The organism is Pseudoalteromonas sp. 3D05, assembly GCF_002723455.1.
Classification (GTDB): domain Bacteria; phylum Pseudomonadota; class Gammaproteobacteria; order Enterobacterales; family Alteromonadaceae; genus Pseudoalteromonas.
The window spans coordinates 439,735-463,217 of sequence record NZ_PDUS01000001.1; the positions used below are offsets into that span (position 1 = coordinate 439,735).

General features: G+C 40.3%; 22 protein-coding genes. 11 read left to right on the forward strand and 11 right to left on the reverse strand.

Going from position 1 to position 23,483, the window contains the following annotated elements:
- Window positions 1-316: 316 nt before the first annotated feature.
- A complete protein-coding gene (locus tag CSC79_RS01910; protein WP_099293384.1) occupies window positions 317-1,285 on the reverse strand; it encodes a sensor domain-containing diguanylate cyclase in 969 nt (322 codons plus the stop codon).
- An 84-nt stretch (window positions 1,286-1,369) separates the two neighbouring features.
- Window positions 1,370-1,603, reverse strand: coding sequence for a hypothetical protein (locus CSC79_RS01915; protein WP_099293386.1), 234 nt, complete (start codon window positions 1,601-1,603; stop codon window positions 1,370-1,372).
- A 367-nt stretch (window positions 1,604-1,970) separates the two neighbouring features.
- Here CSC79_RS01915 and hisG point away from each other — a divergent pair, with 367 nt between their 5' ends.
- The 11 genes from hisG to CSC79_RS01970 all read left to right on the forward strand — a co-directional run bounded on the left by hisG (window position 1,971) and on the right by CSC79_RS01970 (window position 11,041).
- Window positions 1,971-2,870 (forward strand): ATP phosphoribosyltransferase, encoded by a 900-nt coding sequence (gene hisG, locus CSC79_RS01920; RefSeq protein WP_099293388.1) that lies wholly within the window; start codon window positions 1,971-1,973, stop codon window positions 2,868-2,870.
- Between the two features lie 4 nt (window positions 2,871-2,874).
- Window positions 2,875-4,182, forward strand: coding sequence for a histidinol dehydrogenase (gene hisD / locus CSC79_RS01925; protein ID WP_099293390.1), 1,308 nt, complete (start codon window positions 2,875-2,877; stop codon window positions 4,180-4,182).
- The gene (gene hisC / locus CSC79_RS01930; protein ID WP_099293392.1) at window positions 4,179-5,264 is read left to right on the forward strand and encodes a histidinol-phosphate transaminase; all 1,086 of its coding nucleotides are present in this window, start codon (window positions 4,179-4,181) and stop codon (window positions 5,262-5,264) included. Before hisD ends, hisC begins: the two co-directional genes overlap by 4 nt.
- Window positions 5,261-6,322, forward strand: coding sequence for a bifunctional histidinol-phosphatase/imidazoleglycerol-phosphate dehydratase HisB (hisB, locus tag CSC79_RS01935; protein WP_099293394.1), 1,062 nt, complete (start codon window positions 5,261-5,263; stop codon window positions 6,320-6,322). The genes hisC and hisB overlap by 4 nt, the downstream gene beginning before the upstream one ends.
- The gene (hisH, locus tag CSC79_RS01940) at window positions 6,319-6,909 is read left to right on the forward strand and encodes an imidazole glycerol phosphate synthase subunit HisH (RefSeq protein WP_099293396.1); all 591 of its coding nucleotides are present in this window, start codon (window positions 6,319-6,321) and stop codon (window positions 6,907-6,909) included. The genes hisB and hisH overlap by 4 nt, the downstream gene beginning before the upstream one ends.
- 34 nt (window positions 6,910-6,943) lie before the next feature.
- A complete protein-coding gene (locus tag CSC79_RS01945) occupies window positions 6,944-7,678 on the forward strand; it encodes a 1-(5-phosphoribosyl)-5-[(5-phosphoribosylamino)methylideneamino] imidazole-4-carboxamide isomerase (RefSeq protein ID WP_099293398.1) in 735 nt (244 codons plus the stop codon).
- Complete coding sequence (gene hisF, locus CSC79_RS01950) at window positions 7,660-8,439, forward strand: imidazole glycerol phosphate synthase subunit HisF (protein ID WP_099293400.1); 780 nt, start codon at window positions 7,660-7,662, stop codon at window positions 8,437-8,439. Before CSC79_RS01945 ends, hisF begins: the two co-directional genes overlap by 19 nt.
- A complete protein-coding gene (gene hisIE / locus CSC79_RS01955; protein ID WP_099293402.1) occupies window positions 8,430-9,044 on the forward strand; it encodes a bifunctional phosphoribosyl-AMP cyclohydrolase/phosphoribosyl-ATP diphosphatase HisIE in 615 nt (204 codons plus the stop codon). The genes hisF and hisIE overlap by 10 nt, the downstream gene beginning before the upstream one ends.
- Before the next feature lie 218 nt (window positions 9,045-9,262).
- The gene (locus CSC79_RS01960; RefSeq protein ID WP_099293404.1) at window positions 9,263-10,012 is read left to right on the forward strand and encodes a hypothetical protein; all 750 of its coding nucleotides are present in this window, start codon (window positions 9,263-9,265) and stop codon (window positions 10,010-10,012) included.
- Between the two features lie 277 nt (window positions 10,013-10,289).
- Window positions 10,290-10,802: a hypothetical protein gene (locus CSC79_RS01965; RefSeq protein WP_099293406.1), complete on the forward strand. Its 513-nt coding sequence runs from the start codon at window positions 10,290-10,292 to the stop codon at window positions 10,800-10,802.
- 56 nt (window positions 10,803-10,858) lie between these two features.
- Window positions 10,859-11,041: a DUF1289 domain-containing protein gene (locus CSC79_RS01970; RefSeq protein WP_099293408.1), complete on the forward strand. Its 183-nt coding sequence runs from the start codon at window positions 10,859-10,861 to the stop codon at window positions 11,039-11,041.
- Between the two features lie 51 nt (window positions 11,042-11,092).
- Here CSC79_RS01970 and CSC79_RS01975 read toward each other — a convergent pair whose 3' ends face one another.
- The 9 genes from CSC79_RS01975 to CSC79_RS02015 form a co-directional block, all read right to left on the reverse strand.
- Window positions 11,093-13,510, reverse strand: a complete 2,418-nt coding sequence (locus CSC79_RS01975; protein WP_237113940.1) for a PAS domain-containing hybrid sensor histidine kinase/response regulator — start codon at window positions 13,508-13,510, stop codon at window positions 11,093-11,095.
- A 191-nt stretch (window positions 13,511-13,701) separates the two neighbouring features.
- The gene (locus tag CSC79_RS01980; RefSeq protein WP_237113944.1) at window positions 13,702-14,568 is read right to left on the reverse strand and encodes an SMP-30/gluconolactonase/LRE family protein; all 867 of its coding nucleotides are present in this window, start codon (window positions 14,566-14,568) and stop codon (window positions 13,702-13,704) included.
- A gap of 52 nt (window positions 14,569-14,620) precedes the next feature.
- Window positions 14,621-17,032 (reverse strand): family 20 glycosylhydrolase, encoded by a 2,412-nt coding sequence (locus CSC79_RS01985; protein ID WP_099293414.1) that lies wholly within the window; start codon window positions 17,030-17,032, stop codon window positions 14,621-14,623.
- Window positions 17,033-18,001, reverse strand: coding sequence for a PfkB family carbohydrate kinase (locus tag CSC79_RS01990; RefSeq protein ID WP_099293416.1), 969 nt, complete (start codon window positions 17,999-18,001; stop codon window positions 17,033-17,035). It abuts the gene before it with no gap.
- On the reverse strand, window positions 17,998-19,434 hold the full coding sequence (locus CSC79_RS01995) for a sodium:solute symporter family protein (protein WP_099293418.1): 1,437 nt from the start codon (window positions 19,432-19,434) through the stop codon (window positions 17,998-18,000). The genes CSC79_RS01990 and CSC79_RS01995 overlap by 4 nt, the downstream gene beginning before the upstream one ends.
- A 19-nt stretch (window positions 19,435-19,453) precedes the next feature.
- Entirely contained in the window at window positions 19,454-19,840 is a 387-nt protein-coding gene (locus CSC79_RS02000) for a RidA family protein (RefSeq protein WP_099293420.1), read from the reverse strand.
- Window positions 19,841-19,850: 10 nt separating this feature from the next.
- Window positions 19,851-21,317, reverse strand: a complete 1,467-nt coding sequence (locus tag CSC79_RS02005; protein WP_099293422.1) for a D-aminoacylase — start codon at window positions 21,315-21,317, stop codon at window positions 19,851-19,853.
- Between the two features lie 4 nt (window positions 21,318-21,321).
- The gene (locus tag CSC79_RS02010; protein WP_099293424.1) at window positions 21,322-22,194 is read right to left on the reverse strand and encodes a MurR/RpiR family transcriptional regulator; all 873 of its coding nucleotides are present in this window, start codon (window positions 22,192-22,194) and stop codon (window positions 21,322-21,324) included.
- Between the two features lie 11 nt (window positions 22,195-22,205).
- Entirely contained in the window at window positions 22,206-23,432 is a 1,227-nt protein-coding gene (locus tag CSC79_RS02015; protein WP_099293426.1) for an amino acid deaminase, read from the reverse strand.
- Window positions 23,433-23,483 lie beyond the last annotated feature (51 nt).

Below are 23,483 nucleotides of genomic sequence, written 5' to 3' on the forward strand. Positions count from 1 at the left end.
GCGCGAAGTTTGTAACCCAGTGGAGTAAGTCAAAACAGAGCAAAGCTTGCGCGTCCTGCTCACGCCCTTTAGCTAAATAAATGTAGGCAACAAAGAATAATCCCCCTAAGCATAACCCAAATAGCAGCGCCTGTTTGGCACTGATGCTGCGTTATCGCCTATTTATGGGGTATACCACACCAGATAGGCGCTGCCTTGCCTAAATACCAAACAAACTGCTGCAAATTCAAGCTTGAAAGGTAGACAGACCCTAACTTAAGGCTTGGCAAACAATGAGACAAATTTTTATATAAACTCCAAATGATTAAATCACCTATTAGACTACATTACGTTTTGCCATTTTACACACGTACATTTTGCTGTCCGCAGTCTCTAATAATTTCTCAAGCTCAACAGGAGCAGCAGGATCAAACTCTGCTATACCGTATGAAAATCCGAGTGTTTCGGTGTACGATTGCAATGTTGGTTCAGTAGCAAACGCTTCTTCGATTCGAGAGATAAGTAATTGACATTGTTTATGCGTCACTTGTGTCAACATTATCACAAATTCATCCCCACCAAAGCGCCCATATAGATCCGATTTACGACACGATCGGGCAATAATCGATGCAAAGGTACGAAGTACTTTATCGCCGCAAGGGTGTCCAAAATGGTCATTGATTGATTTTAAAGAGTCTAGATCGATGAATATTGTGATTGCATTGCTTTGTTGGCGAACACATAAATCGAGGTAACGTTCAGCGAGTAGTTTAAACCCTCTTCGATTTGGAATGTCTGTTAGCTCATCACGCGTTGCTAAGCGCATTATTGATAATTCGCGTTGTGTGATAAGCGCTAAATCTTTTAATGCTTGTATATCATTAGCGGAGAAATTACGTGGCTTAGTATCTATTATACATACTGTGCCTATATGAACACCACCCGAAAGAATGATTGGATGGCCTGCATAGAATCGTATTTTAGGATCTCCCACCACCAATGGGTTATCTGCAAAACGAGGATCTTGGTGCGTGTCATTTACAATAAGTGGCGTGCTAGCTAAAATTGCATGGCCACAAAATGATATATCTCGTGATGTTTCATTTACGTTAAGCCCAATGCACGACTTGAACCACTGTCGATGCTCATCAACTAAGCTAACAAGGGCAATAGGTACTTTGAAGATATACTGTGCAAGCCGCGTTACGCGGTCAAAACTATCCTCTGGTTGCGTATCTAAAAGGTTAAGTGACCTTAGCATTGTTAATCTAGCTGTTTCATTTTCTGGGAGCTTGGGCTTTTCCATATAAAACCTTACTATCACATTATTTTTAACTTACTTTATAAACATAGCAGAGTCATTCTGTGAGCTACCTACTATTTTAAAAGTTTAAGCCCATGTATCGAGGTGCTTTTGACCATCCTCATCCGTTGTCACAGCATCTCCCTGCTCTTTAGGCTGGTTTTTTTCTAACATTTTTTTTCGCTCGTAAGCAGCTTTTTTTCGCTTTTCGAGTTCTATTTGCGATATTTTAGAGTCCTTTAAACCAGCAATGTAGAATGCACCTTTGTGCTCGACATCTAACCGAGATATCTTCCCAAGAAAAGGGATCATCATGTCCATACGTACCTCCTATCAATACAGTTAGTATCGGCTGTTATACCTTATTCTTTAATTAATTCAAAAAAGACTTGCCAGTGTTTATAAAAATATGTTTTTCTATATATGAAATTTACTTAAACAGATTAACAACTTTTGTTTCTTATTTGTAAAATTTAGACTTACAAAAAACGAAAGTTTATAGGATTTATAAAATGCGCTTAAACCTGACAACAGTACATCATCACCACCATTCATCGGAATAACCTGTCAGGTCTTTCGCTGAGAGGTTATTCCTAAAAGGAACCTCTGGCGAATCAACATATTAGATTCATTTTCGCCCTGAGGTTCCCTCGGGGTTTTTAGTTTTTAAATTAAAGGAAAATGAATAATGAGTAACAGCAACCGTCTACGTATCGCCATTCAAAAAGGTGGCCGCCTTTCTAAAGATTGCCAAGACTTACTTAAACAATTAGGTGTTAAACTTAATTTACGTGAGCAGCGCTTAATTGCACACTCTACAAACATGCCAATAGACGTGCTACGTGTGCGCGATGACGATATCCCAGGTCTTGTTATGGACGGCGTGTGTGACTTAGGTATCGTGGGCGAAAACGTTTTAGTAGAAGTACAAGCAGAACGCGAGCGCCAAGGCGTACCAAGTGACGTTAATAAACTTGCCAAGCTTGATTTTGGTTTTTGTCGTTTAGCCCTAGCATGGCCGCAAGAGTTAGGCCCACAAGATAAAAGCTGGTTTGAAGGCAAACGCATCGCCACCACTTACCCTGAAATTCTAACGCAATATTTAAAACGTGAAGGAATTAACGCCAGCACTGTAATGTTAACTGGTTCAGTTGAAGTAGCGCCACGTGCAGGACTTGCAGATGCAATTTGTGATTTAGTGTCTACTGGTGCAACGCTTGAAGCAAACGGCTTAATGCAAGGCGACACTATTTTAGAGTCAAACGCATGCTTGATACAAAATAAAGATCTGCAAGACGCTGACAAATTAGCTCTTATTGAAAAGCTTATGCCACGCTTGCGCGGTGTTAAGCAAGCTAAAGAAAGCAAATACATCATGCTACACGCACCAAAAGATAAGCTTGATGAAATTTGCGACCTGCTTCCTGGAACAGGCCAACCTACACTTCTTGCGTTAGCAGGTTCTGATGAATATGTAGCACTTCACATGGTCAGCAGCGAAACATTATTTTGGGAAACGATGGAGCAATTAAAAGCGTTAGGCGCAAACTCTATCCTCGTGATGCCAATTGAAAAAATGATGGAGTAACTCAATGCTGCGCTGGAATGAGGTATCCGCAGACGCACAAGCAGCGGCGCTAATGCGCCCTGCTGTTAGTGCGAGTGCGAAAGTAGAAGAAATTTGCCTAACTATTATGGCAAATGTAAAAGCACAAGGTGATGATGCCTTGCTCGACATGGCAAAAGAATTCGATAATCGCCAAACACCACGATTATTAGTGCCTGTTGAAGAAATAAATAATGCGGCTCAACAACTGAGTCCTGAGCTTAGGTATGCCATTGATACAGCCTATGCAAATGTTAAACGCTTTCACCAAGCCCAATTACCAAAAGATATTCAGTTAACCACACAACCTGGTGTGTTATGCGAACTTAAATATCAAGCAATTGAAGCGGTGGGTATTTATGTACCCGGTGGTAGCGCACCGTTACCTTCTTCAGTGATCATGCAAGGTGTACTAGCCCAATTAAGTGGCGCTAAAACAGTGGTTTTAGCAACACCGGTACAAGGCGATGAGCAAATCAACCCAGCAATTTTATATGCGGCTAAATTATGCGGAATCAATACAATCGTCGAAAGTGGCGGCGCCGGTGCAATCGCCGCCATGGCTTATGGCACTGGCTCTGTACCAAAAGTGAATAAAATTTTTGGCCCAGGTAATAGCTTTGTCACTATGGCTAAGCAATTAGTAGCTCAAACAATACCCGGTATGGCAATTGATATGCCAGCAGGGCCTTCTGAAGTATTAGTGATTGCCGATGAACGTGCGAACCCTGAATTTATTGCCGCTGATTTATTATCACAGGCTGAGCATGGGGCTGACTCTCAAGTTATTCTACTCAGTAATAGTGAGTTGACTATTGAGCGAACCCAACAAGCAATTGAGCGTCAACTTGCTAAACTGTCACGTCAAGATATCGCCGCAAAAGCATTGGCTAACTCGTCGCTAATTTTGGTTGAATCAATTGAACAAGCATTTGATGTTTCTGCACAATATGGCCCTGAACATTTAATTTTGCAATTAGCTGATGCTAATCCTTATTTAGCTAAAGTTAAAAATGCGGGCTCTGTGTTTGTTGGTGATTATACCCCTGAGTCAGCGGGTGATTATGCCTCTGGAACTAATCACGTATTACCCACTTACGGCTATAGTGCAACCTATTCGAGCTTAAACTTACTCGACTTTTTCCGCACATATACAGTTCAAACCATTACCCAAAGTGGCTTAAAAAACTTATCAAAAGCCATTTTACCACTGGCTGATGCTGAAGGACTCGATGCCCACGCAAATGCTGTAAAGGTTCGTTTAGAAGCTATGAATAAAGAGACTGAATTATGAGTAATAATACTTTATTACCCGCTAATATTGATGCATTAGCAGCGTATAGCTCAGCTAAAAGTGAAAAACTCACAGGCACTACTTGGCTTAATGCTAACGAAAGCCCGTATGTGAAAAACATTGATATTAGTATTGATGATTTAAACCGTTATCCAGATCCACAGCCTGCTAGCGTGATAAACCGCTATGCAGAGTATGCACAGCTTAGCACCGAGCGAGTATTAATGACACGTGGTGCAGATGAAGGTATTGAGTTACTGGTACGCACATACTGTGAACCAGCCAAAGACAGCATCGCGTTATTTTTACCCACATACGGTATGTATAAAGTGACCGCTGATACTCACAATGTCGCTATTAATGGTTTAAGCCAAGCTCTACTGCTTGAAGGCTCAGTGGATGATATCGTCAGCGCTGTGGCTAATTCTAAGTTAGTGTTTATTTGTAACCCTAATAACCCAACGGGTAGCTTAACCTCACTTGATAAAATTAAAGCCATTGCTACAGCCCTTGAAGGTAAAGCACTGGTTATTGTTGATGAGGCCTATATTGAGTTTTGCCCAGAGCAAAGCGCCAGTAAACTAATCAACGACTACGCAAATATTGTTGTGCTTCGTACGCTATCTAAAGCATTTGCATTGGCAGGTTTGCGAACAGGCTTTACCCTAGCACAAGAAGCGGTGTTATTACCGATTCGTAAAGTAATAGCGCCATACCCAGTATCAACCGTTGTCGCAAGCATTGCAGCAAATGCCTTAAGCCCTGATGCAGTTACCTCAATGCGCCGTCAAGTAAGCATTTTAAATGCCTTAAAAGAAAAACTAAAACAGTGGCTTAACGCTTCACCGGCGGTATTGAACGTGCTAAGTGGTGAAGGTAACTTCGTTACCTTAAAGCTTGCCAATAAGAACAGCTTTAATGTCGCACTTGATCAAGGCTTAGTGATGCGTGCATTTACCTTATACGGTGAGAACGATTGGTTACGTATTTCAATCGGTAATGAGCAAGAATTAGAACAAGTCAAAATATGGTTAGATGGCCTAAGCCAAGCAACCAACTTAGTAGAGCAGGAAGTATCATGAGTAACCCTTATTTATTTATTGACCGTGACGGCACTATCATTTCAGAGCCTGTTACTGACAAACAAGTCGATAGCCTTGAAAAGCTAGAGTTCTTACCGAATGTGATCCCTGCCCTGCTGCAATTGCAAGCTGCGGGCTACCGTTTGGTTATGGTGTCAAACCAAGATGGTCTAGGCACAGACAGCTTCCCGACGGCTGATTTTGATATCGCTCAAGATAAAATGATGGATATTTTATCTAGCCAAGGGATTAAGTTTGACGACGTGCTAATCTGCCCACATTTTGACGAGCAAAACTGTGATTGCCGCAAGCCTAAAACAGGCTTACTTACCGAGCTTATGCGCTCGGGTAAAGTCGATTTAGCTCGTTCATTTGTTATTGGTGACCGCCAAACGGATATTGGCCTTGCGCAAAACTTATGCTGCGAAGGCATTTTATATGACGGTGATTGGAACGCCATTGTCACTAAGCTCACTACAGCAGATCGTAAAGGTCGTGTTACCCGCAATACCAAAGAAACGCAAATTGATGTAAAACTCAATTTAGACCAAAGTAAAAATGGTGAGATAAGCACAGGCCTTGGCTTTTTTGATCACATGCTGGATCAAATTCGCACTCACGCTAATATCGGCCTCGATATTCAAGCTAAAGGTGACTTACACATAGATGAGCATCACTTAGTTGAAGACATTGGTATTGCGCTCGGCCTTGCTTTAAAAGAAGCGCTAGGTACTAAATCGCAAATTGCCCGTTATGGTTTTGCGCTGCCAATGGATGAATGCAAAGCAGAAGCACAGATTGACTTATCTGGGCGTGCCTCATTTGTATTAAACGCCAACTTTAGCCGTGAAAAGGCCGGTGACTTAGATGTGCAAATGGTTGAGCACTTCTTTAAAAGCTTAAGTGATAACGCTGCAATTAGTTTAATATTATCGGTTAGTGACGGTAACTGTCATCACCAAGTTGAAGGCTTATTTAAAGCATTCTCGCGCGCGTTACGTATGGCGATTGCCGCTGATGCAAGCCAGCAAACAGCCAGCTCTAAGGGGTGTTTATGATTGCCATCATCAATACCGGTTGTGCCAATATAAACTCAGTACGTTTTGCCTTTGAACGCCTTGGCGAAACGCCAGAAGTGATCACCTCACCCGAGCAACTGAAAAACTTTGAGCGTGCTATTTTACCGGGTGTTGGCCATGCCTCTGTCGCAATGAGACGCTTAGTTGAAGGTGGCTGGCAACAAGCAATTAATGAATACCAGCGTCCGCTCATGGGCATTTGTTTGGGCATGCAGTTGTTATGCGACAGCACTGAAGAAGGTAACGTGCAATGTTTAGGTAAAATCCCTGGCCAAGTTAAAGCGCTCGATGTAGGTAATTTAACATCACCACACATGGGCTGGAACAACTTAATGCTTAATCGCGAACATGCATTAACTAAAGGCCTTGATGTAAACGACCAAGTGTATTTTGTGCATAGTTTTGCCCATACCGTTAACGACGCGACACTGGTTAGCGGCGAATACGGCCAAACGTTTTCAGCAATTGTAGCTAACGACAATTACGCGGGCATGCAATTTCATCCAGAGCGTAGCGCAAAAGTCGGCACTAGGTTATTACAAAACTTTTTAGACTGGCAGCTATAGGCTGCTGGCAAACAAAATTAAAAGAGAATTTAACGTGATTATTCCAGCATTAGATGTATTACAAAATCAAATCGTGCGTTTATATCAAGGTAAATACGATACCGCTCAATTTTACCCGTTTGAGCTTGGCGCACGATTACAAGAATATGCACAAAGCGGCGCAGGTAAATTACACCTTGTCGACTTAGAAGGCGCACGCGATCCAAGTAAGAAACAATGGCAACACATTCAAGCGGCCACCAAAGCACTAAACGTACCCTATCAAGTGGGCGGCGGTATTCGCACTGAACAAGATGTAAGTGACTGGCTTAAAGCCGGTGCTAACCAAGTCGTAATTGGCTCTATGGCGGTTGAAAAACGCGATGAAGTGAAAAGCTGGATTGAAAAGTTTGGCGCTAAACACTTTGTGATTGCCCTTGATGTCAATAAAACTGACAGCGGCTGGGCACCCGCGACACACGGTTGGTTAAGTGAATCAGAGTTTGGCTTGTTTGAACTCATCGACTTTTATGTTGCCCTTGGCGTGATTGATTTCTTATGTACGGATATCAGTAAAGACGGCACCATGACCGGCCCTTCGTTTGAACTGTATAAAGATTTAGCGAACCATAACAGCGATATAAAAGTACAGGCATCAGGCGGCGTGAGCTCACTTGATGACATCAAAAAACTAAAAGAGCTGGGTGTGGGCGGCGTTATTTTAGGTAAGTCACTACTTGATGGCGCATTTAATGTTGAGGAGGCGCTGGCATGTTATCAAAACGCATAATCCCGTGTTTAGATGTAAAAGATGGCCAAGTAGTCAAAGGGGTTAAATTTAAAGGCCACGAAATTGTTGGCGATATTCTCACTCTTGCACAAGCGTATAGTGAAGCTGGCGCAGACGAACTGGTTTTTTATGAAATTAGCGCAAGCGTTGAAAAACGCCTACTCGATGTCAATTGGGTGGAAAGTATAGCCCGTCATATTGATATTCCGTTTTGCGTTGCTGGTGGTATAAAATCTGTTGCTGATGCAGCACGTGTACTTGAACGTGGTGCAGATAAAATCAGCATTAACAGCCCTGCTATTGCACGCCCAGAGCTTATCAAAGAGTTACATGATGAATTTGGTAAACAATGCGTTGTTGTTGGTATTGATAGCTTTTATGATGAAGTCACCGGCGAATACTTAGTGTATCAGCTTACTGGCGATCCTAATGCATCAAGCCGCACACGATACAAAACTGAGGAATGGGTTAAACGCGTGCAAGATTTAGGGGCAGGCGAAATCGTACTTAACTGCATGAACCAAGATGGCGTTCGTAACGGCTACGATAACCGGCAGTTAGCTAAAATGCGCGCTTTATGTGATATCCCCCTAATTGCTTCAGGTGGTGCTGGTACCATGCAAGACTTTGTTGATGTATTTAAGCAAAGCCACGTTGATGGCGCACTCGCAGCCAGTGTTTTTCACAAAAACGTGATCAACATCGGCGAATTAAAACAGTATTTAACAGATAACCAAGTGGCGGCACGACTATGCAACTAACTAAAGAAAACCTCACTCAAGTGGATTTCGCTAAAAGCGAATTGATCCCCGCCATTGTGCAAGATGCCCGTACTGGGGTTATTTTGATGCAAGGTTTTATGAACCAAGAATCACTGGAAGTGACTTTTGAAAAGCAAAAAGTGACCTTCTATTCGCGTTCAAAAAACCGTTTATGGACCAAAGGTGAAACCTCAGAGAATTACTTAGAGGTAGTTTCGGTGCATACTGATTGCGATTACGATTCAATCTTAGTGCTTGCCAACCCACTTGGCCCAACGTGTCACTTAGGCACACAAAGCTGTTTTGGCGATGCTGCAAAACCAAGTCTCAGCTTTTTAGCCCAACTTGAGCAAGTGATTGTTGAGCGTAAAAACGACGACCCAGAGAAAAGCTATACAGCGTCATTATTTGCCAAAGATTTAAGCCGCAGCTGCCAAAAAGTTGGGGAAGAAGGCGTTGAAGTCGCCCTTGCCGCGATGAAGCACGATAACGATGAGCTGACTAATGAATCTGCCGATTTGATATATCACTTAATCGTGTTACTACAACGCCAAGGCCTTGAGCTAAAAGACGTGGTAGGCTGTTTGCAAGGTCGCCATAAGTAAAACTTAAACATACCAAAACGCTGAAATTATTCGGTGTTTTGGTTTTTTTAAACCTATTTACTAAGGCTTGCTGATCTTAGCTTCTTGCCCTTACACATGCTTTAGCCTTCTTATAGGCCGTTGCAATGTCTTAATAAACATTATTTAAAAAAGCTTTAAACCTTTTAATATTTATATGCGTCTAATTTAAAAATCGCCCAAATAAAAAAGGAATAAAAATGTTAAAAACACTCTCACACGCTACATTGATAATCGCAGGATTACTGTCTACTCAAGCTTTGGCTTGGAATAACGATATGACATTACAAGAGACTAAACAGTTGAGTTTAGCACAATCAAAGCTCACTACTTTAGCTGTAGAAAGTGGTTCAGGGTTTTTAAACATTATTGGTAGTGACACGGATGAAGTTACCGTTAAAGCAGAAATTTATCAGTATGAACCGCACAATAATTACTGCCTATCTTTAGAGCAAAATGCTAAAACAGCCCAACTGATCGCTAATAATTGTAATAATAAATCCAATAGCAATTATGAAAACCAAACACGTATCGACTTAACAGTTTCTGTACCGTCGTCGTTTATGCTAGAAATTAACGATGGCTCTGGTGCAATTGAAATTGAAAATACCGCCGATACGACTATTCACGATGGATCAGGAAAAATAGTGGTAAACATGATTTCTGGCCCGTTGACAATTGAAGATGGATCAGGCTCTATTGATGCAACAAATATAACAGGCAAGGTTGAAATACATGATGGCTCTGGCAGCATCGACTTGTCAAATAGTAACGCAGATGTTTTGATTCATGATGGCTCTGGCAATATTGATGTCGAACAAACAACAGGCTCAGTTACAATTTCAGATGGATCTGGTGGTATTTATGTTAATCAGGCGCAAAGCTTTAAGCTAGTTGCTGATGGTTCTGGGCGCGTAAAAGTTAAAAATGTGCAAAACACTAAACTGTAATCACTCAAATGTCTGTTGAGCTTTTAGGGTTGTTATTGATTTAATTTAGAACAAAATAATCGCGGCGCCGCGTTACTTACTTAGTTAGCTAAATGATAACGAGCTAAGATGTTAGTTTTATCGTGCGCCGCATTAGCGTTCAAGTTTACAATTTTAAAAAGCTTTTTTATCTACGCTTCACTATTTTATTTTCATTACTTTAATAGCATTTTTTCAAGCCCTTAGGTATCCTTTAGCCTATTATTCAGGAACGGCTATTACAAAAGGATAGCGCACTATGAAAAAGTCTTTGTCTGCAATATTTACCGCCATGGTTTTAGCTGGCTGTACAAGCTTAACTGCTGAGCAACAAGCCCAAATTGACAGCCTCACACCATGCGAAAAAATAAGCGGTTTACTGTCTGCCTATGATAATCGTTTTGAAGGCTTAAAACGTGCACGCGTTAACACAAAATATATGGAAACCTGGACTGCGAAATATAATTTAGTGGGTGATGAATGCCAAATCACAGCTCTTGATAAAGATACAATGACATACCGATGCCAAGATGAGTACAGTGAGCAAAGTGAAGCAGTTGCACTTCATCAAAAAGCAGTTGATTTTACTCGACAGTGCTTATCGACTAAAAACTGGTATGAGCAACAAAAAGAGTCGGCTGATTCACTTCGCACAACCTTTGTGCTTGATGAAACGAAACCAGTGATTTCAATCCATACGGGTAAAACTTTATCTCGCTCTAAGCCTTGGTCTACGTCATTAGAAATAGGTAAACCTGTTGCAGCTAACTAATGACTCAATTGTCATTGAAAGCCAGATATTCTGGCTTTCAACACAAATAAGTTAACATGAAAAATATAAAGCCTGTCACAGCTAAATTTAAGACTGACTGTATTGGTCAGTGCCATCGATTAAAAGGTCACTGCACTGGGTGCGGTCGTTCAAATGACGAAATATTTGATTGGATAATTTTATCTGATGATGAAAAAGCAAAGATTTTACAAACACCGAGGGAACAGCCCCATAAGTAATCAATTTGTATCCATGGTAGGCAAGCTTATTTTTCATTGTTAATATTCGAGTTATTCGTACTCTAGTAGCGTCCCATACAACCTTGATAACTCGATAGGTTTAGGCACATGGGCGTCGAAACCAAGCTTAAGATACTGTCTGACGTCTTCAACCATTACATTTGCAGTTAAGGCAATAATGGGGATTGAATTGTTTAACGTTTTTATTGATTTCAGGGCTTCGACACCATCCATAACCGGCATATGTATATCCATTAAAACCAAATCAAATGGCTGATTTTTAAACGCATCTACGGCCAACATACCATTTTCGACAATAACTAAACTTGATTCTGTTTCCTGCAACATCGTTTTAATTAGCATTTGATTTATCTTATTATCTTCTGCAATTAATATACGTTTCCCACTTAAGGCAGGTGGAGTACACGACTGAGCTTTTACTTTTTTTGGTGCAACATGCGTTTTCTCCAATGGCAAAGTGACGTCGATTATGGTCCCTCTACCTTTGATACTATTTACTGCAATTTCTCCGCCCATCAACTTAACCAAACTAATAGTTATGGACATGCCTAGCCCAGTTCCTCCGTATTCTCGTGTTGTAGATGTATCAGCTTGAGAAAAACGTTCAAAAATACGTCCTTGAGCCTCTTCACTCATGCCTATACCGGAATCTTCTACTTTAATTAGGATTGTTTCTTGGCTTTTATGTTCTATACAATCAACGGCTATTTTTACGCAGCCTTGATTAGTAAACTTGACCGCATTAGAAGCTAAATTTAGGATAATTTGCTTTACTCGAACCTGATCACCTAGCCAGTTATCATGGAAATTTTTACTCACGTCAATTTTAAAATCGATTTGTTGATTGCTTATCAATGCATCTAGATCATATTTTACTGAATTTAGAATATCCACAATAGACAATGGCATTTTTTCTATTTCAATTTTGTTAGATTCTACTTTTGAATAGTCCAGAATATCGTTGATTATAGTGAGTAGGCTTTTAGCAGATGAGGTGGCATTGACTAATATTTTTCGTAAATCTGTAGATAACTCTGCATTATCTAATAGTTGCAGCCCACCAAGTATTGCGTTCATTGGTGTACGTATTTCATGGCTCATATTCGCAAGAAAATCACTTTTAATTTTAGAGGCGTTCTCAGCTGCCACTCTTGCATTTTCAGACGTTTCTATCGCTTGTATTTTATCAGTAACATCATAACTCACACCAATTACTTTTAATGGAGTGCCCCATTTATCGCGTATAACTCGCGCACTCGCTTTCAAAGTTCTTATTTTTCCGTCTGGGTGTACGACCCTAAACTCTGGTTCGTAGAGAGCACCCTTTTCAATTGAATCTTTTAACTGCGCATTCGCAAGCTCAATGTCATCAGGGTGTACAGCTTTAACCCAATCATCATAAGACTCTTTAAACTGCTCTTTTTTCAACCCATAGAGTGTGAGCATAAGCTCATCCCAAAATAGCTTGCCCGTAATGAGATCCCACTCCCAAACACCAATTTGTGCAGATGTATTGGCCAATTGAATTCTTAATGCCAATAAATCTGCTTTTTCAATTGCATTTAATAATTGTTGCTCGGTATTTTTTTGCTCTGATGTATCTTGCACCACTGACCAAATAAGATCATCGCCATTTTCATCCATAACTTTAATACCGGAAAGGCGCACAGGAAATGTCACCCCGCTTTTATTAATATACTCCTTTTCATAAGGGCCATACCGCCCGGTCTCTACTAAAGATAACAGCTGCTTTTCTTCTTGTTCTTTGTATTTGTCTGGGGTGATTTGCCAATAATCAATGGCATTAATTTCATCGACCGTATACCCTGTTATGTGGCTAAATTCATTATTCACATAATGAAATGCGCCATCCTTTAAAGAGTTCACTGCAATACCAACAGGTGCTAAGTTTACAAAACTCTCAAATTTTATTTTTTCTTTTTGATACGCCGCTTTGTAGTGCTTGATATTAGTGTGTGCAGCTTCTAACTGATCTTTAACTTCCATTAAATCAGAGATATCTCTTCCGATCGCCAGTATTAAGTTCTTATTCTGTATTTGCACTGCACTTAAAGAGACTAGGCAAGGAAACTCAGTACCATCAATTTTAGAGTGCGTCCATTGAAATAACTGTGGCCCATCAGAGTGAGCTTTTTCGACATACCTAGTAGCTAATTCTTCAGAAGATTTACCACATGGTTGTATAGGTGGTGAAATGTCTGATGGGGATAAATTTAAGAAGTTATTCTTACTCTCAACGCCATGCATCTTGATTGCTGAATCATTGCATTGAATAAACTTCCCTGAGCTCAAATCGATGATTGATAAAGCATCACCTGAGACCTCAAATAGCTTTTTATATTTGTCTCTTTCAAATGAGACTTTTGCTAATTGCTCTCTTAAGTGCAGATTTTCTTTTTCTAAATCACGCTGATTTTTATTAGACATTACCATCCTGACTTACGAATTATGGTTACTTTATAAACCAAAAGTGTAAGTCAAATTATAATCAATTTTCTGAGCGCGTCTAGTTCTTGAACAACTGAGCATACTATGTCCTTTATAGGTAATACTCCAAAGAGTCAGTTTTACTTTCCTGATGATTTGGGTTTCGTCGTTTAATCTTGGTTTAACAACATTTAAAAATTACGACCTGTAGTTGCTAAAGAAACGACCTCTATGGCGCCTCGTTTTTGCATGGTAATATACAAAACCCTGCCATTTTCGCCGCCAAACGCTACATTAGTAGGAAACTCCCCATTAAGTTCAATGGTATTGATTAACTTTCCTTGTGGTGAAACAACCGCAATTTGTCCTGCCCCATAGCGCGTAATATAAAGGTTTCCTTGTTTATCAGAGCGCATACCATCCATACCAAAGTCAGAAAAATTGATTAGCAATTGTTTGTTAGATACATTGCCAACTTCATCTAAATCATAACGCCAGACATTTCGCTGCACACTTTCATTTACATATAATGTTTTGTTATCAGGACTAACCTCAATGCCATTGGTTGTGCCCATATTTGATTCAAGTAACGTTACTTTACCGTCTTGATTTATTCGCCATAAGTTGCCCGTATTATTTGCCCAATTTGGATCGCTGGCAAATAAAATACCATTACCCATAATTGCAATATCATTCGGTTGATTCATGCTGTTCTCATGGGCAAATACGTGCACAAAATCAGACACATCTCCCCCATTTGTAAGGGCAGAAACCGACACCTTGAGGATATTGTGATTCACATAATCAGCAATATACATATTACCCATGCCGTCAAATTGAATACCGTTACCAATCGAACCATTTTCTAGGGTAAGCAATGTATCCACTTTATTCTTGCCAACAACTCTGCCTATGGTGCCCTGTTGTTTATAATTAACGGCATATAAAACACCATTTTTATCAACAGCTGGACCTTCAATACCCTGTGTGAATAAACCGTCACTAATATAGTCCTCTGACACATGCATAATTTTAGACTGTATTGCTTCACCCGCCATTACATTGGCGGCGCAACTAAATAGTAAACTTGATAGAATTATCGCTTTCATTTTATTCCTTATCCTGCGCAGCAACGCAGTGTAAATATAAATCTCGAACTGGGTAAATACCGGCTATCACAAGCTCATCTGACAAAGACGTTAATGTCAGTAGCTCATCTTCTATTTCTTTAACCGCCTTATTGATTTTACACACCTCAAGTACGGTTTTAGAGTGTGCTATAAACCGCGTTAACTTTTCAAAAACCGGTTGTAATAGTTTCAATTGCTCGCTTTTACTCAGCAAGCCATGCTCAAGAGCTAATGCCCTCTCCCATGTTAAAAGTTGTTTGTATATGTTTTCAGATGCTTTTTTATTGCCTGATATAAATGCATTTACCTGCTGATTCAAATAACGTATTTGGTCACTTTCCACTGCTAAAAAATCAACATAAGAATCAAGTGGTGCATTTTGATGGTATTTGTCATTTAAAAATTTAATATGATGGCGAGTGTAATAGTGACTTGGTTCAAGTAGTTGTGCCATGGTGTTGAGTAAATTTAACGTCCCTATTTGCTCGCGTTCTGTAAGCTTGCTGTTTATTAGCGCCTTAAATCCTGACCGCTGCTGCTTGTTATGTGATAGGTTAATAACCTTATCAGCAAAAACGTTAACTTTTTCTAACCGCTCATACATCGATTGTGGATTGTTTACTCGCGCTTGTGACCAAAGACGCTCAGCAATGGCAAATAGCCTCGGCCATATTCGTAAATCAATATTATCTTCAGTTACCATTTCACTCCAAATTGTAGCCTCAGCCCCTAAAATTGAGGCTTCCTGTGTTTTTGACAATGGTTGCGTAATAGTTACGGGGGCTGGTGATAGTGAATCCTCAATTTTGATCGGGTAGCGACTATTACCAATCAATACAAAACCTGTATTTTTAATAAAGTTAAATTCAAAAGTCAGTGGGCCCATCCAACTATCTAGTTTAGCTGATAGATGTTGAGTAGAAGATGACTCGGTTGTAAGTACAGCTCGTTGATGGTGATTATTATTTAATTTAATCAATAGTTGCGAACCTAATAACAGCAGCTCACCCTTCACAGCTTTGCCTTTTAATCGTTCTATAACAAACTGTTTTGCCAACCTCTTAGGTTGTGTTAAATCGATTGTTGGGGGGAGTAAAAGAGGGTCATTACGATAGTGATAATCTGTATATTGTGGTTGATCGATATAAAACCCAGTTGACAACAATCCTTTGTAGCCAGCTTTAGCAATAGTGTTTAAAGAATCGTGCCCTCGCCAAGATTGCACTACAATGTTGTTAGGTAGTTGAGGATGAAATATTTCATCCCAGCCTACCATTACTCGTTGATGTTTAGCGATGATTGGCTGAACTTTACTATTAAAATAGCTTTGTAAATCAGCCCCCGATTGCAACTTGTATTGTTGCATCAAGTTGTTAATTCTTGAATCCTCAAGCCAGTGTTCTGGGTCAACTTCATCGCCACCGATATGAAAAAAGCGATCTGGAAATAAAGTCACCATTTCGCCAATCAGCGTATCAATAAACTCATACACTTCTGGATTTGCAATATCAAGTAAAGGTTTAAAAACTCCCCAATGGCGCTCCATTTCATAGTGCTTATTTTTGGTCATTAATTTAGGATAAGCCACCGCTATTGCACTGGCGTGGCCTGGCATGCCAATTTCAGGAAGAACTCTTATTCCAAGTAAACTCGCATACTCGACAACCTCTTTGATCTCTTGTTGACTGTAATAATCGCCATCTGATGCTGCAGTTGTCAGACGTGGGTACTGTTTACTTTCAATTCTCCAGCCTTGATCGTCCGTTAGATGCCAGTGGAAAACATTAAGCTTTGCCGCGGCCATACCATCTAGCTGACGTTTAATGGTTTGCAGTGATAAAAAATGTCGCGCACTGTCTATTAATAAGCCACGCCAAGCATAACGAGGTTCATCTTCAATACTGAGTATTGGCAAAGAAATGCCTTTTTTTTCTCTGCGAGCTTCCCCTGTATTTGCAAGTTGTATTAATGTAGTCAGCGCATGCTGGGCACCAAATACACTCATAGCCTGTATGTTCACCCCGCTGTTACTAATTAATATAGTATAGCTTTCATCTTCACCAAATTGAGGGACAGTTAAAGTCGTTTCTGGTTGATGTATGCTAATTTCTATATCAGCAAGCTCTTTATTTCCTGGTGATATTTTTACAGCGCCCTGATTTATTCGCGATAAATGTAATTGCAGACGCTGCAACTGAAAGTTTTGTCGTGATTTACTCATTCCCTCGATATACACCGAAAAAGCTGAGCCGAGATTGAGCTCAGCGCCATTTTGAGAAATGTATTTAGGCATGGGCATAAGAGGTAAGTCCGAATGAGGATGAACCGAGCTAAAAGCCAGACTTGAAAATAATAAACTCAATAAAATGAATATAGCTTTGTAACAACGCATTTAACTTTCCCGAGCAATAAGGTCTGTGAGCACTTTTTTAGGAATAAGTGCACCATGGTATTGAATCACCCTAGCAGCAAGGCGGTGGGCAAACTTGGCTGACTCATCATAATCTTTTGTTTTAAAAGTAGCGGATAAAAATCCCGCCGCAAAAGCATCACCTGCAGCTGTTGTGTCGATAATTTTGCTACTAACAAGTGCCTCTGGTGAGATTCGCAATATACTATCCCCTCCTTTATCTACAACAATACATGGGGCACTTCCACATCGAATAACTAAAGTATCAGGGTGGTTGGGTTGACTAAAATGACATTGTATAATCTCATCTACATTCGTCGTTCCATATACGCTATATTCATCTTCATCGGTTAAAAAGACGAGTTCTGCTAAGGCCATTATTTTTTTAAACCAGCCTCTAGCTTCAAAGGCGCCCCATAATGCAGGACGGTAATTATTATCGAAGATAATTACTCCGCCACGTTGTTTGAATTGAATAAGTGATCTAATCAACAGTTCTCTTTGTGCATCACATAAAACTGCGAGGCTTACCCCCGAAAGATAAATTGCATCAAACTCTTTTTCTCCCAGAGCCTCCAATAAAGCAGGGTGTTGCTCAACGTACTGTTTAACTGGGCTTTTAGAACGGTCAAAATCAAATTGGCGCTCACCACGGTTGTCAAGTTTGATCCAGTATTGCCCTAAATTCATACCTGGTCGAGTCGCTATATATTTTGTTTTTATGCCTGAGCTTTTTAGTAAGTCACTCAACTTGTGACTTGCAGTATCATCACCAATAGCTGTTGCATAATAAATAGCGAGAATAGAGTCATGTTTAATCAATTGTGCTAAATACCAAGCAGTATTGAAGGTATCACCGGCAAAGCTTGTATCGGCATCAGCACGATGTTCCACCATGCACTCACCAAAAAAAACGATGCTTTTAATATTACTTAGGAATGCTTTCTTCATTGTGATTGCTCACTTTTATTATTAGATAAATCAAGCATCTGATGCTGTTGCGTAAGCAAACTTGTTACAATACCTAACAACAATGCACTAACACATGAAGGAATAATTGGATTACCAAATAATTGCAACCACTGGTTATTTGCCCCCACTAGCACACCAGCAAAAGCTCCGCCAAGTAGAGTGGCAAGAGCTCCCTGCCATGTGTAACTAGGCCAAAATCGCCCTAAAACCCCCATCACGCATAAACCACTCATTAAAATAGAAATCATTTTAGTGATATAACTAACAATATCGTTTGACCAAAGAGCTAATAATAAGGCAATTAAAATCGTCACTAACATAGCGAACCGAGAAACTAGCAATTGTGTTGCCTCGTTTTGTACAACATTATTGCCCCTGTTATAGATATCACTAATTAATACACTGACCCCAGCGATTGCATCTGAACTTGCGCTGGACAAGGTTGCCGATATACCTGCCAACAAAATAAAACCACCTAAGTAAACAGGTAGAACATTTAATGCAATGTATGGAAATGCATAAGATGCATTATCTAACGAACTATCGATTAAGTAGGCACTGGTTCCAATTAAAGCGGGTAGGAATGCAAAAATTAAATATAAGATACCTGATAGAATGAAAGAGCGACGAATTGTTTTAACGCTATCTGCAGCATATATTCGCTGACGAAATGACGGCGTAGCCAATACCCCTACTAATACAGCCAGAAACATCGATATAGCAGGTAATAAACCCACATTTTTATAGGAAAATAATCCCTGTTCAGCAATAAGAACACTCTTTTTAAATGAATTAACGCCATCAATAGCCTGTATTGAAAAGTATGCCATTAGTATAAAACCTATAAACAATATAATGGCTTGGAGTGAGTCAGTCCAAATAACTGCTGAGTAACCGCCTAAAATAATGAATACAGCAAGACCAACCCCTATCAGTAATTTAGCTTGTGTATTGCTCAACTCGGTTAACCAAGACAAATACATACCACCACCAATAAGGTGGGCGCCAAGCCAACCTATGCTCGCCAAATAGATCACAACAGCTAAAATCTGTTTGACCCTTTTATGATTATCGACGTAGCTTGCAAGCTCTTCACTCATTGTTGAGAATACTTGCTCTCGAGCAGGTGCAAATAACCACGCTAGTAGTAAAATACCCGTAGCACCGCCAACACCATACAAAGCACCAGCCCATCCATTTTCATATGCATAGCCTACAGCCCCCATCGAGGAGCCTGTGCCGACCATAGTTGCAACGGTCGTACCGAGTGTAAGAAAAAGGGGCACTTTACGTCCAGCCAATAAATAATCACTCGCATTCTTTTGCTTTCGCGATACATACCAGCTAATTAAAATCATGACCAGTAAGTATATGAAAAATGCGAACAGATAATAAGATTGACTTGCAAACATACGTTCTCCCCTGGCTGTGTTAGCTAATCTTGTAACAGGTCACATCAACCTCGACTTTGCAGTCGACAACCAAGTCTGCAACCATACAAATCCGTGCAGGTGGATGTGCCCCAAAAAATTCAGCGAATACCTTGTTAAAAGACTGAAAATATCGGGCATCAGTGAGCACAACAGAAACATGTGTCACATGCTCTAGTCCGTAACCGGCTTCAGACATAATTGCAATACAGTTCTCTATTGCTAAACGTGATTGAGGTACAATGCCTCCTTCTACGATTTCACCGTCTTTCATCGGTGTTTGGCCTGATACTTTAAGCCACCCACCCGCTTCTACAGCCCGTGAAAAAGGTAAATGCTGGCCACCTGTTCCTTTCCCACCTTCGGCACCTATTCTTATTATTGTCATACGTTCCTCATTAACTATGGTTATGTCGATTCAAAAACTGTCCAGCTCGCCCAAATCCTGAATACTCAGTTGAGTTATCACTTGATTGGTAACTTAAAGTCCCATTTACCCAGACCATCTCTATTCCACTCGCTTTAAATTGGGGGTTGCTATAACTTGCATTATCTATAATTTTTTCTGGATCGAATAACACCAGATCAGCAAAAAATCCGATCTCAATTTTGCCGCGTTGACACAATTTAAAATGCTCAGCTGGCAGCGCTGTCATTTTGTGTAAAGCAAGATTTAATGAAAACAATTTTTCTTCACGACAATAATGACCCAACACGCGCGGAAATGTCCCCCACAACCTTGGATGTGGATGAGGATCACACGGTAAACCATCCGAGCCAATCATGCTGTGCTCGTAACCTAGAAATGTTTTCACATCTGACTCCAACATGCAGTGATAAACAGCCCCTGCTGGCTGTATACGGGAAGCTGCTTCAAGTTGCGAAACTTGCCATTGCTTTGCAATATCACTTAGGCTTTGCTGTGCCATATCAGGAAACGATTTAGACCATGTAATAAAAATTTCTGTATCGTCGTTTACTTGCTTTAGGTCTAAGGTACTTGAACTTGCAGAATATGGATAACAATCGCAACCTATATGCTGATGCTGCTTTTGCTGTTCAAAGTGAGCGAGCACTTCTTTTGAACGACCCCAATTCTCTTGTCCCGCGCATTTTATATGAGAAATAACTAAAGGTAATTTAGCCTGTTTAGCAGTCGCAAATGCTTCATCCATAGCATTTATTATTCCCTGAAATTCACTTCGTAAATGAGTGGTATAAAGCCCATCAAATGGCGTAACAACCTTAGCTAATTCATTAATTTCACACTGACTGGCCTCTTTTGCATTGTAATAAGCAAGCCCTGTGCTTAAACCGAGCGCGCCTTGTTTCATAGCAACAGCTAACGCTCTTTTCATTTCATTTATTTCATCAACGGTTGCTTCTCGCTCTAAATTATCCATCACTTGTGCGCGTAAACTGATGTGACCTATTAGCATTGCCAAATTCACACTGGGTTTTACCTCTGCGAAAGCTTTTTTGTAACTCAGCAAATCAGGATAAACAAATTCACTTTGCCCACCAAGTAAGTTAATAGGATCTCGCACAGCACTAATAGCCGTTGTTGGCACTGCGCTTATGCCGCAATTGCCAGCAATGACTGTTGTCACACCCTGACTTAACTTGGCTGACACTGTTGGGTTTCTTAGCACTTCGAGATCATCATGGGTATGAACATCAATAAACCCTGGCGCTAAAATCAAACCTTGTGCGGGAATCGTTTTTCTCGTGTCTATAGTTAGGTTTTTGCCTATAGCTAAAATAAGATCGTTCTTTATTGCAACATCGAGCTGCTCTATTGGACTTTCTTTATCAATAAAGACCCGAGCTCCTTGAATAATTAAATCGGCTGATGTGTTTTGCACGTTCTTAATCCCCTATCGGAAAACGCTTATCGGCAGGTGGCATATCGCTATTTTTGTCTCGATGTTGATCAAGTTGGATCTTCAAGCGACGTAATTTCTCTTTTGAGCGGCGCTGGTTTCTCATCGCCACCTCACTTGAAAGAATATCCAAAGCTGCCATCATTACGTACCTTGCGGCACTTGGTTTAAAAATATAATCGCTTTCCTGTGTTTTAATTGGCAATTGAAAATCAGCGAGTGCTGAAAGCTCACTATCAGGACAAATAGTAATAATCACAGCCCCATACTCTTTTGCAATTTTTGCAGCATCCATCACATCGGGTGAAACGCCACTTAAAGATAAACAAATGACCACATCCCCCTTATTTACTGTTGAGGCAGTCATACGCATCATCATAGGGTCACTGTAGGCATTAGAAAGTACATCAAGGCGAAAAAAGCGGTTTTGGCATTCTTGGGCTAACATACTGCTGCCGCCACCGACACCAAAAATTAAGCAATGCCTAGCATGACAAATAGCATCACTCGCTTGCTCAACAATTGCTTCATCAATGGCACCAGCATTTAATTCTAAAATTTCATGGATAGATGTATATACATGAGATAATTGCTTTTTTTCGATAATTTCTGAATTAGTAAAACGCTCTCCGATGGCCGCGGATTGGGTTAGTCTAAATTTTAAATCACGAACGTTTTCGCAGCCCAAGCTTCGAGCTAAGCGAGTGATACTGGCATGACTGACTTGTGCCTTATCTGCTAGTTCACTGATTGATGCGGTAGCTGAGAAATTCAACTCAGACAAAATTAATCTGGCCACTTTATCTTCAGCTGGACTGAAGTGTCCAAGGCCTTCCTTTATTTTACTTATTATATCCATAAGAAACCTTTCTAGAATTGTGTTGAAATGGTCTTAGTGATAACCCACTCATCTTCAACAATACCTATTTGACGCCATTTATCGAAGGTTAAACAAGGATGAGACGTGGAAAAACTCATCATATCGCCCACTCGAAGTGCTTGATCGTCTGAGTAACGTAACATGCAGTGCTGATCCATTATCTTTTCAACTTTAAATGCACTGTTTACAGCACGTAATTGATTGGTTTTCACTGAGTAAATAAGCTCCGCTGTTGGAAGCCCTGCATCAAAAGCAACATCACGTTTGCCCATACCAATAATAGCAAGGCCAGGCTCAGGGAGTGACAAAACATACGCCCAGATACTTAAACTATTTTCTAGATCGCCAGGGATATCATAGGCTATCTGACTCCTCGCCATTATTGCCTGCTGCGCTTTTTGATAAATGCCAGTGTCATGGATAAGATAGCAGCCGGGTCTAAGTATGATGTTGAAATTGTCCGAGCATAAATTGTCATAAAGTGTTTTCGCTACAATGTCGTACCATGCTGAACCTGCTCCCGTGATAATAGGTTTATCTGTGTTATAGCGATTTTCAACTTGCAGTCTTTTTGCCAGGGTGCTTACTTCATCAACAAAAACTTTCACTTGCTGTGCAGCGTTTTCACCACCTATAACGCCCTCATAAAAAGCAATTCCCATCAATTCTAGGCTGGTATATTGCTCACAGGTAGCAACTAAACTTGATATATCTTTTGCTGAACGCAAGCCACAGCGCCCACCTTTTATACCCACTTCTAATAAAACATTAACACTCAAATTACGCTCAGCAAAAAATTCACCTATGTCTGTTAAGTTTTCTATTGAGTCTGCAAAACAGTAAAACTCAACTTTGCTACTTTCTAACCATTTTGCAATTTGTTCAAAATGAAATTTACCAACCAACTGATTTGCCATAATCACACGCGTAATACCGGCTTCAAATGCATTTATAACTTGCGCAACTGTGGCTAACGTTATCCCCCATGCACCTGCATCTAGTTGTATTTTAAACAACTCTGTTGACGTGGTTGTTTTACCATGAGGGGCAAGCAACATGTTATGTTTAGCAGTAAAGTCTGCCATCCATTTTGCATTTTTTTTAATTTTATCTTGTTTAATAACAGCCACAGGTAAACTAACTTGTTCTTTAAATATATCCCAACCTGTTTGTTGTAATTGCTTTATACAGCCACTACCTTTGCTCAATTCAGACATTTTTATCCTTATATTACTCACAATTCCATTTGACGAAATAAACCTTGTCAG

What these genes read in the sequence shown, in the direction of transcription:
- CSC79_RS01910 (WP_099293384.1), bottom strand. Translation starts at nt 1,285, where the DNA reads ATGGAAAAGCCCAAGCTCCCAGAAAATGAAACAGCTAGATTAACAATG.
- CSC79_RS01995 (WP_099293418.1), bottom strand. Translation starts at nt 19,434, where the DNA reads ATGTTTGCAAGTCAATCTTATTATCTGTTCGCATTTTTCATATACTTA.
- CSC79_RS01980 (WP_237113944.1), bottom strand. Translation starts at nt 14,568, where the DNA reads ATGGCGGGTGAAGCAATACAGTCTAAAATTATGCATGTGTCAGAGGAC.
- CSC79_RS01960 (WP_099293404.1), top strand. Translation starts at nt 9,263, where the DNA reads ATGTTAAAAACACTCTCACACGCTACATTGATAATCGCAGGATTACTG.
- CSC79_RS01985 (WP_099293414.1), bottom strand. Translation starts at nt 17,032, where the DNA reads ATGCGTTGTTACAAAGCTATATTCATTTTATTGAGTTTATTATTTTCA.
- hisF (WP_099293400.1), top strand. Translation starts at nt 7,660, where the DNA reads ATGTTATCAAAACGCATAATCCCGTGTTTAGATGTAAAAGATGGCCAA.
- CSC79_RS01965 (WP_099293406.1), top strand. Translation starts at nt 10,290, where the DNA reads ATGAAAAAGTCTTTGTCTGCAATATTTACCGCCATGGTTTTAGCTGGC.
- hisC (WP_099293392.1), top strand. Translation starts at nt 4,179, where the DNA reads ATGAGTAATAATACTTTATTACCCGCTAATATTGATGCATTAGCAGCG.
- hisH (WP_099293396.1), top strand. Translation starts at nt 6,319, where the DNA reads ATGATTGCCATCATCAATACCGGTTGTGCCAATATAAACTCAGTACGT.
- CSC79_RS02000 (WP_099293420.1), bottom strand. Translation starts at nt 19,840, where the DNA reads ATGACAATAATAAGAATAGGTGCCGAAGGTGGGAAAGGAACAGGTGGC.
- CSC79_RS02015 (WP_099293426.1), bottom strand. Translation starts at nt 23,432, where the DNA reads ATGTCTGAATTGAGCAAAGGTAGTGGCTGTATAAAGCAATTACAACAA.
- CSC79_RS02010 (WP_099293424.1), bottom strand. Translation starts at nt 22,194, where the DNA reads ATGGATATAATAAGTAAAATAAAGGAAGGCCTTGGACACTTCAGTCCA.
- hisG (WP_099293388.1), top strand. Translation starts at nt 1,971, where the DNA reads ATGAGTAACAGCAACCGTCTACGTATCGCCATTCAAAAAGGTGGCCGC.
- hisIE (WP_099293402.1), top strand. Translation starts at nt 8,430, where the DNA reads ATGCAACTAACTAAAGAAAACCTCACTCAAGTGGATTTCGCTAAAAGC.
- hisD (WP_099293390.1), top strand. Translation starts at nt 2,875, where the DNA reads ATGCTGCGCTGGAATGAGGTATCCGCAGACGCACAAGCAGCGGCGCTA.
- CSC79_RS01990 (WP_099293416.1), bottom strand. Translation starts at nt 18,001, where the DNA reads ATGAAGAAAGCATTCCTAAGTAATATTAAAAGCATCGTTTTTTTTGGT.
- CSC79_RS01915 (WP_099293386.1), bottom strand. Translation starts at nt 1,603, where the DNA reads ATGGACATGATGATCCCTTTTCTTGGGAAGATATCTCGGTTAGATGTC.
- CSC79_RS01970 (WP_099293408.1), top strand. Translation starts at nt 10,859, where the DNA reads ATGAAAAATATAAAGCCTGTCACAGCTAAATTTAAGACTGACTGTATT.
- hisB (WP_099293394.1), top strand. Translation starts at nt 5,261, where the DNA reads ATGAGTAACCCTTATTTATTTATTGACCGTGACGGCACTATCATTTCA.
- CSC79_RS01975 (WP_237113940.1), bottom strand. Translation starts at nt 13,510, where the DNA reads ATGTCTAATAAAAATCAGCGTGATTTAGAAAAAGAAAATCTGCACTTA.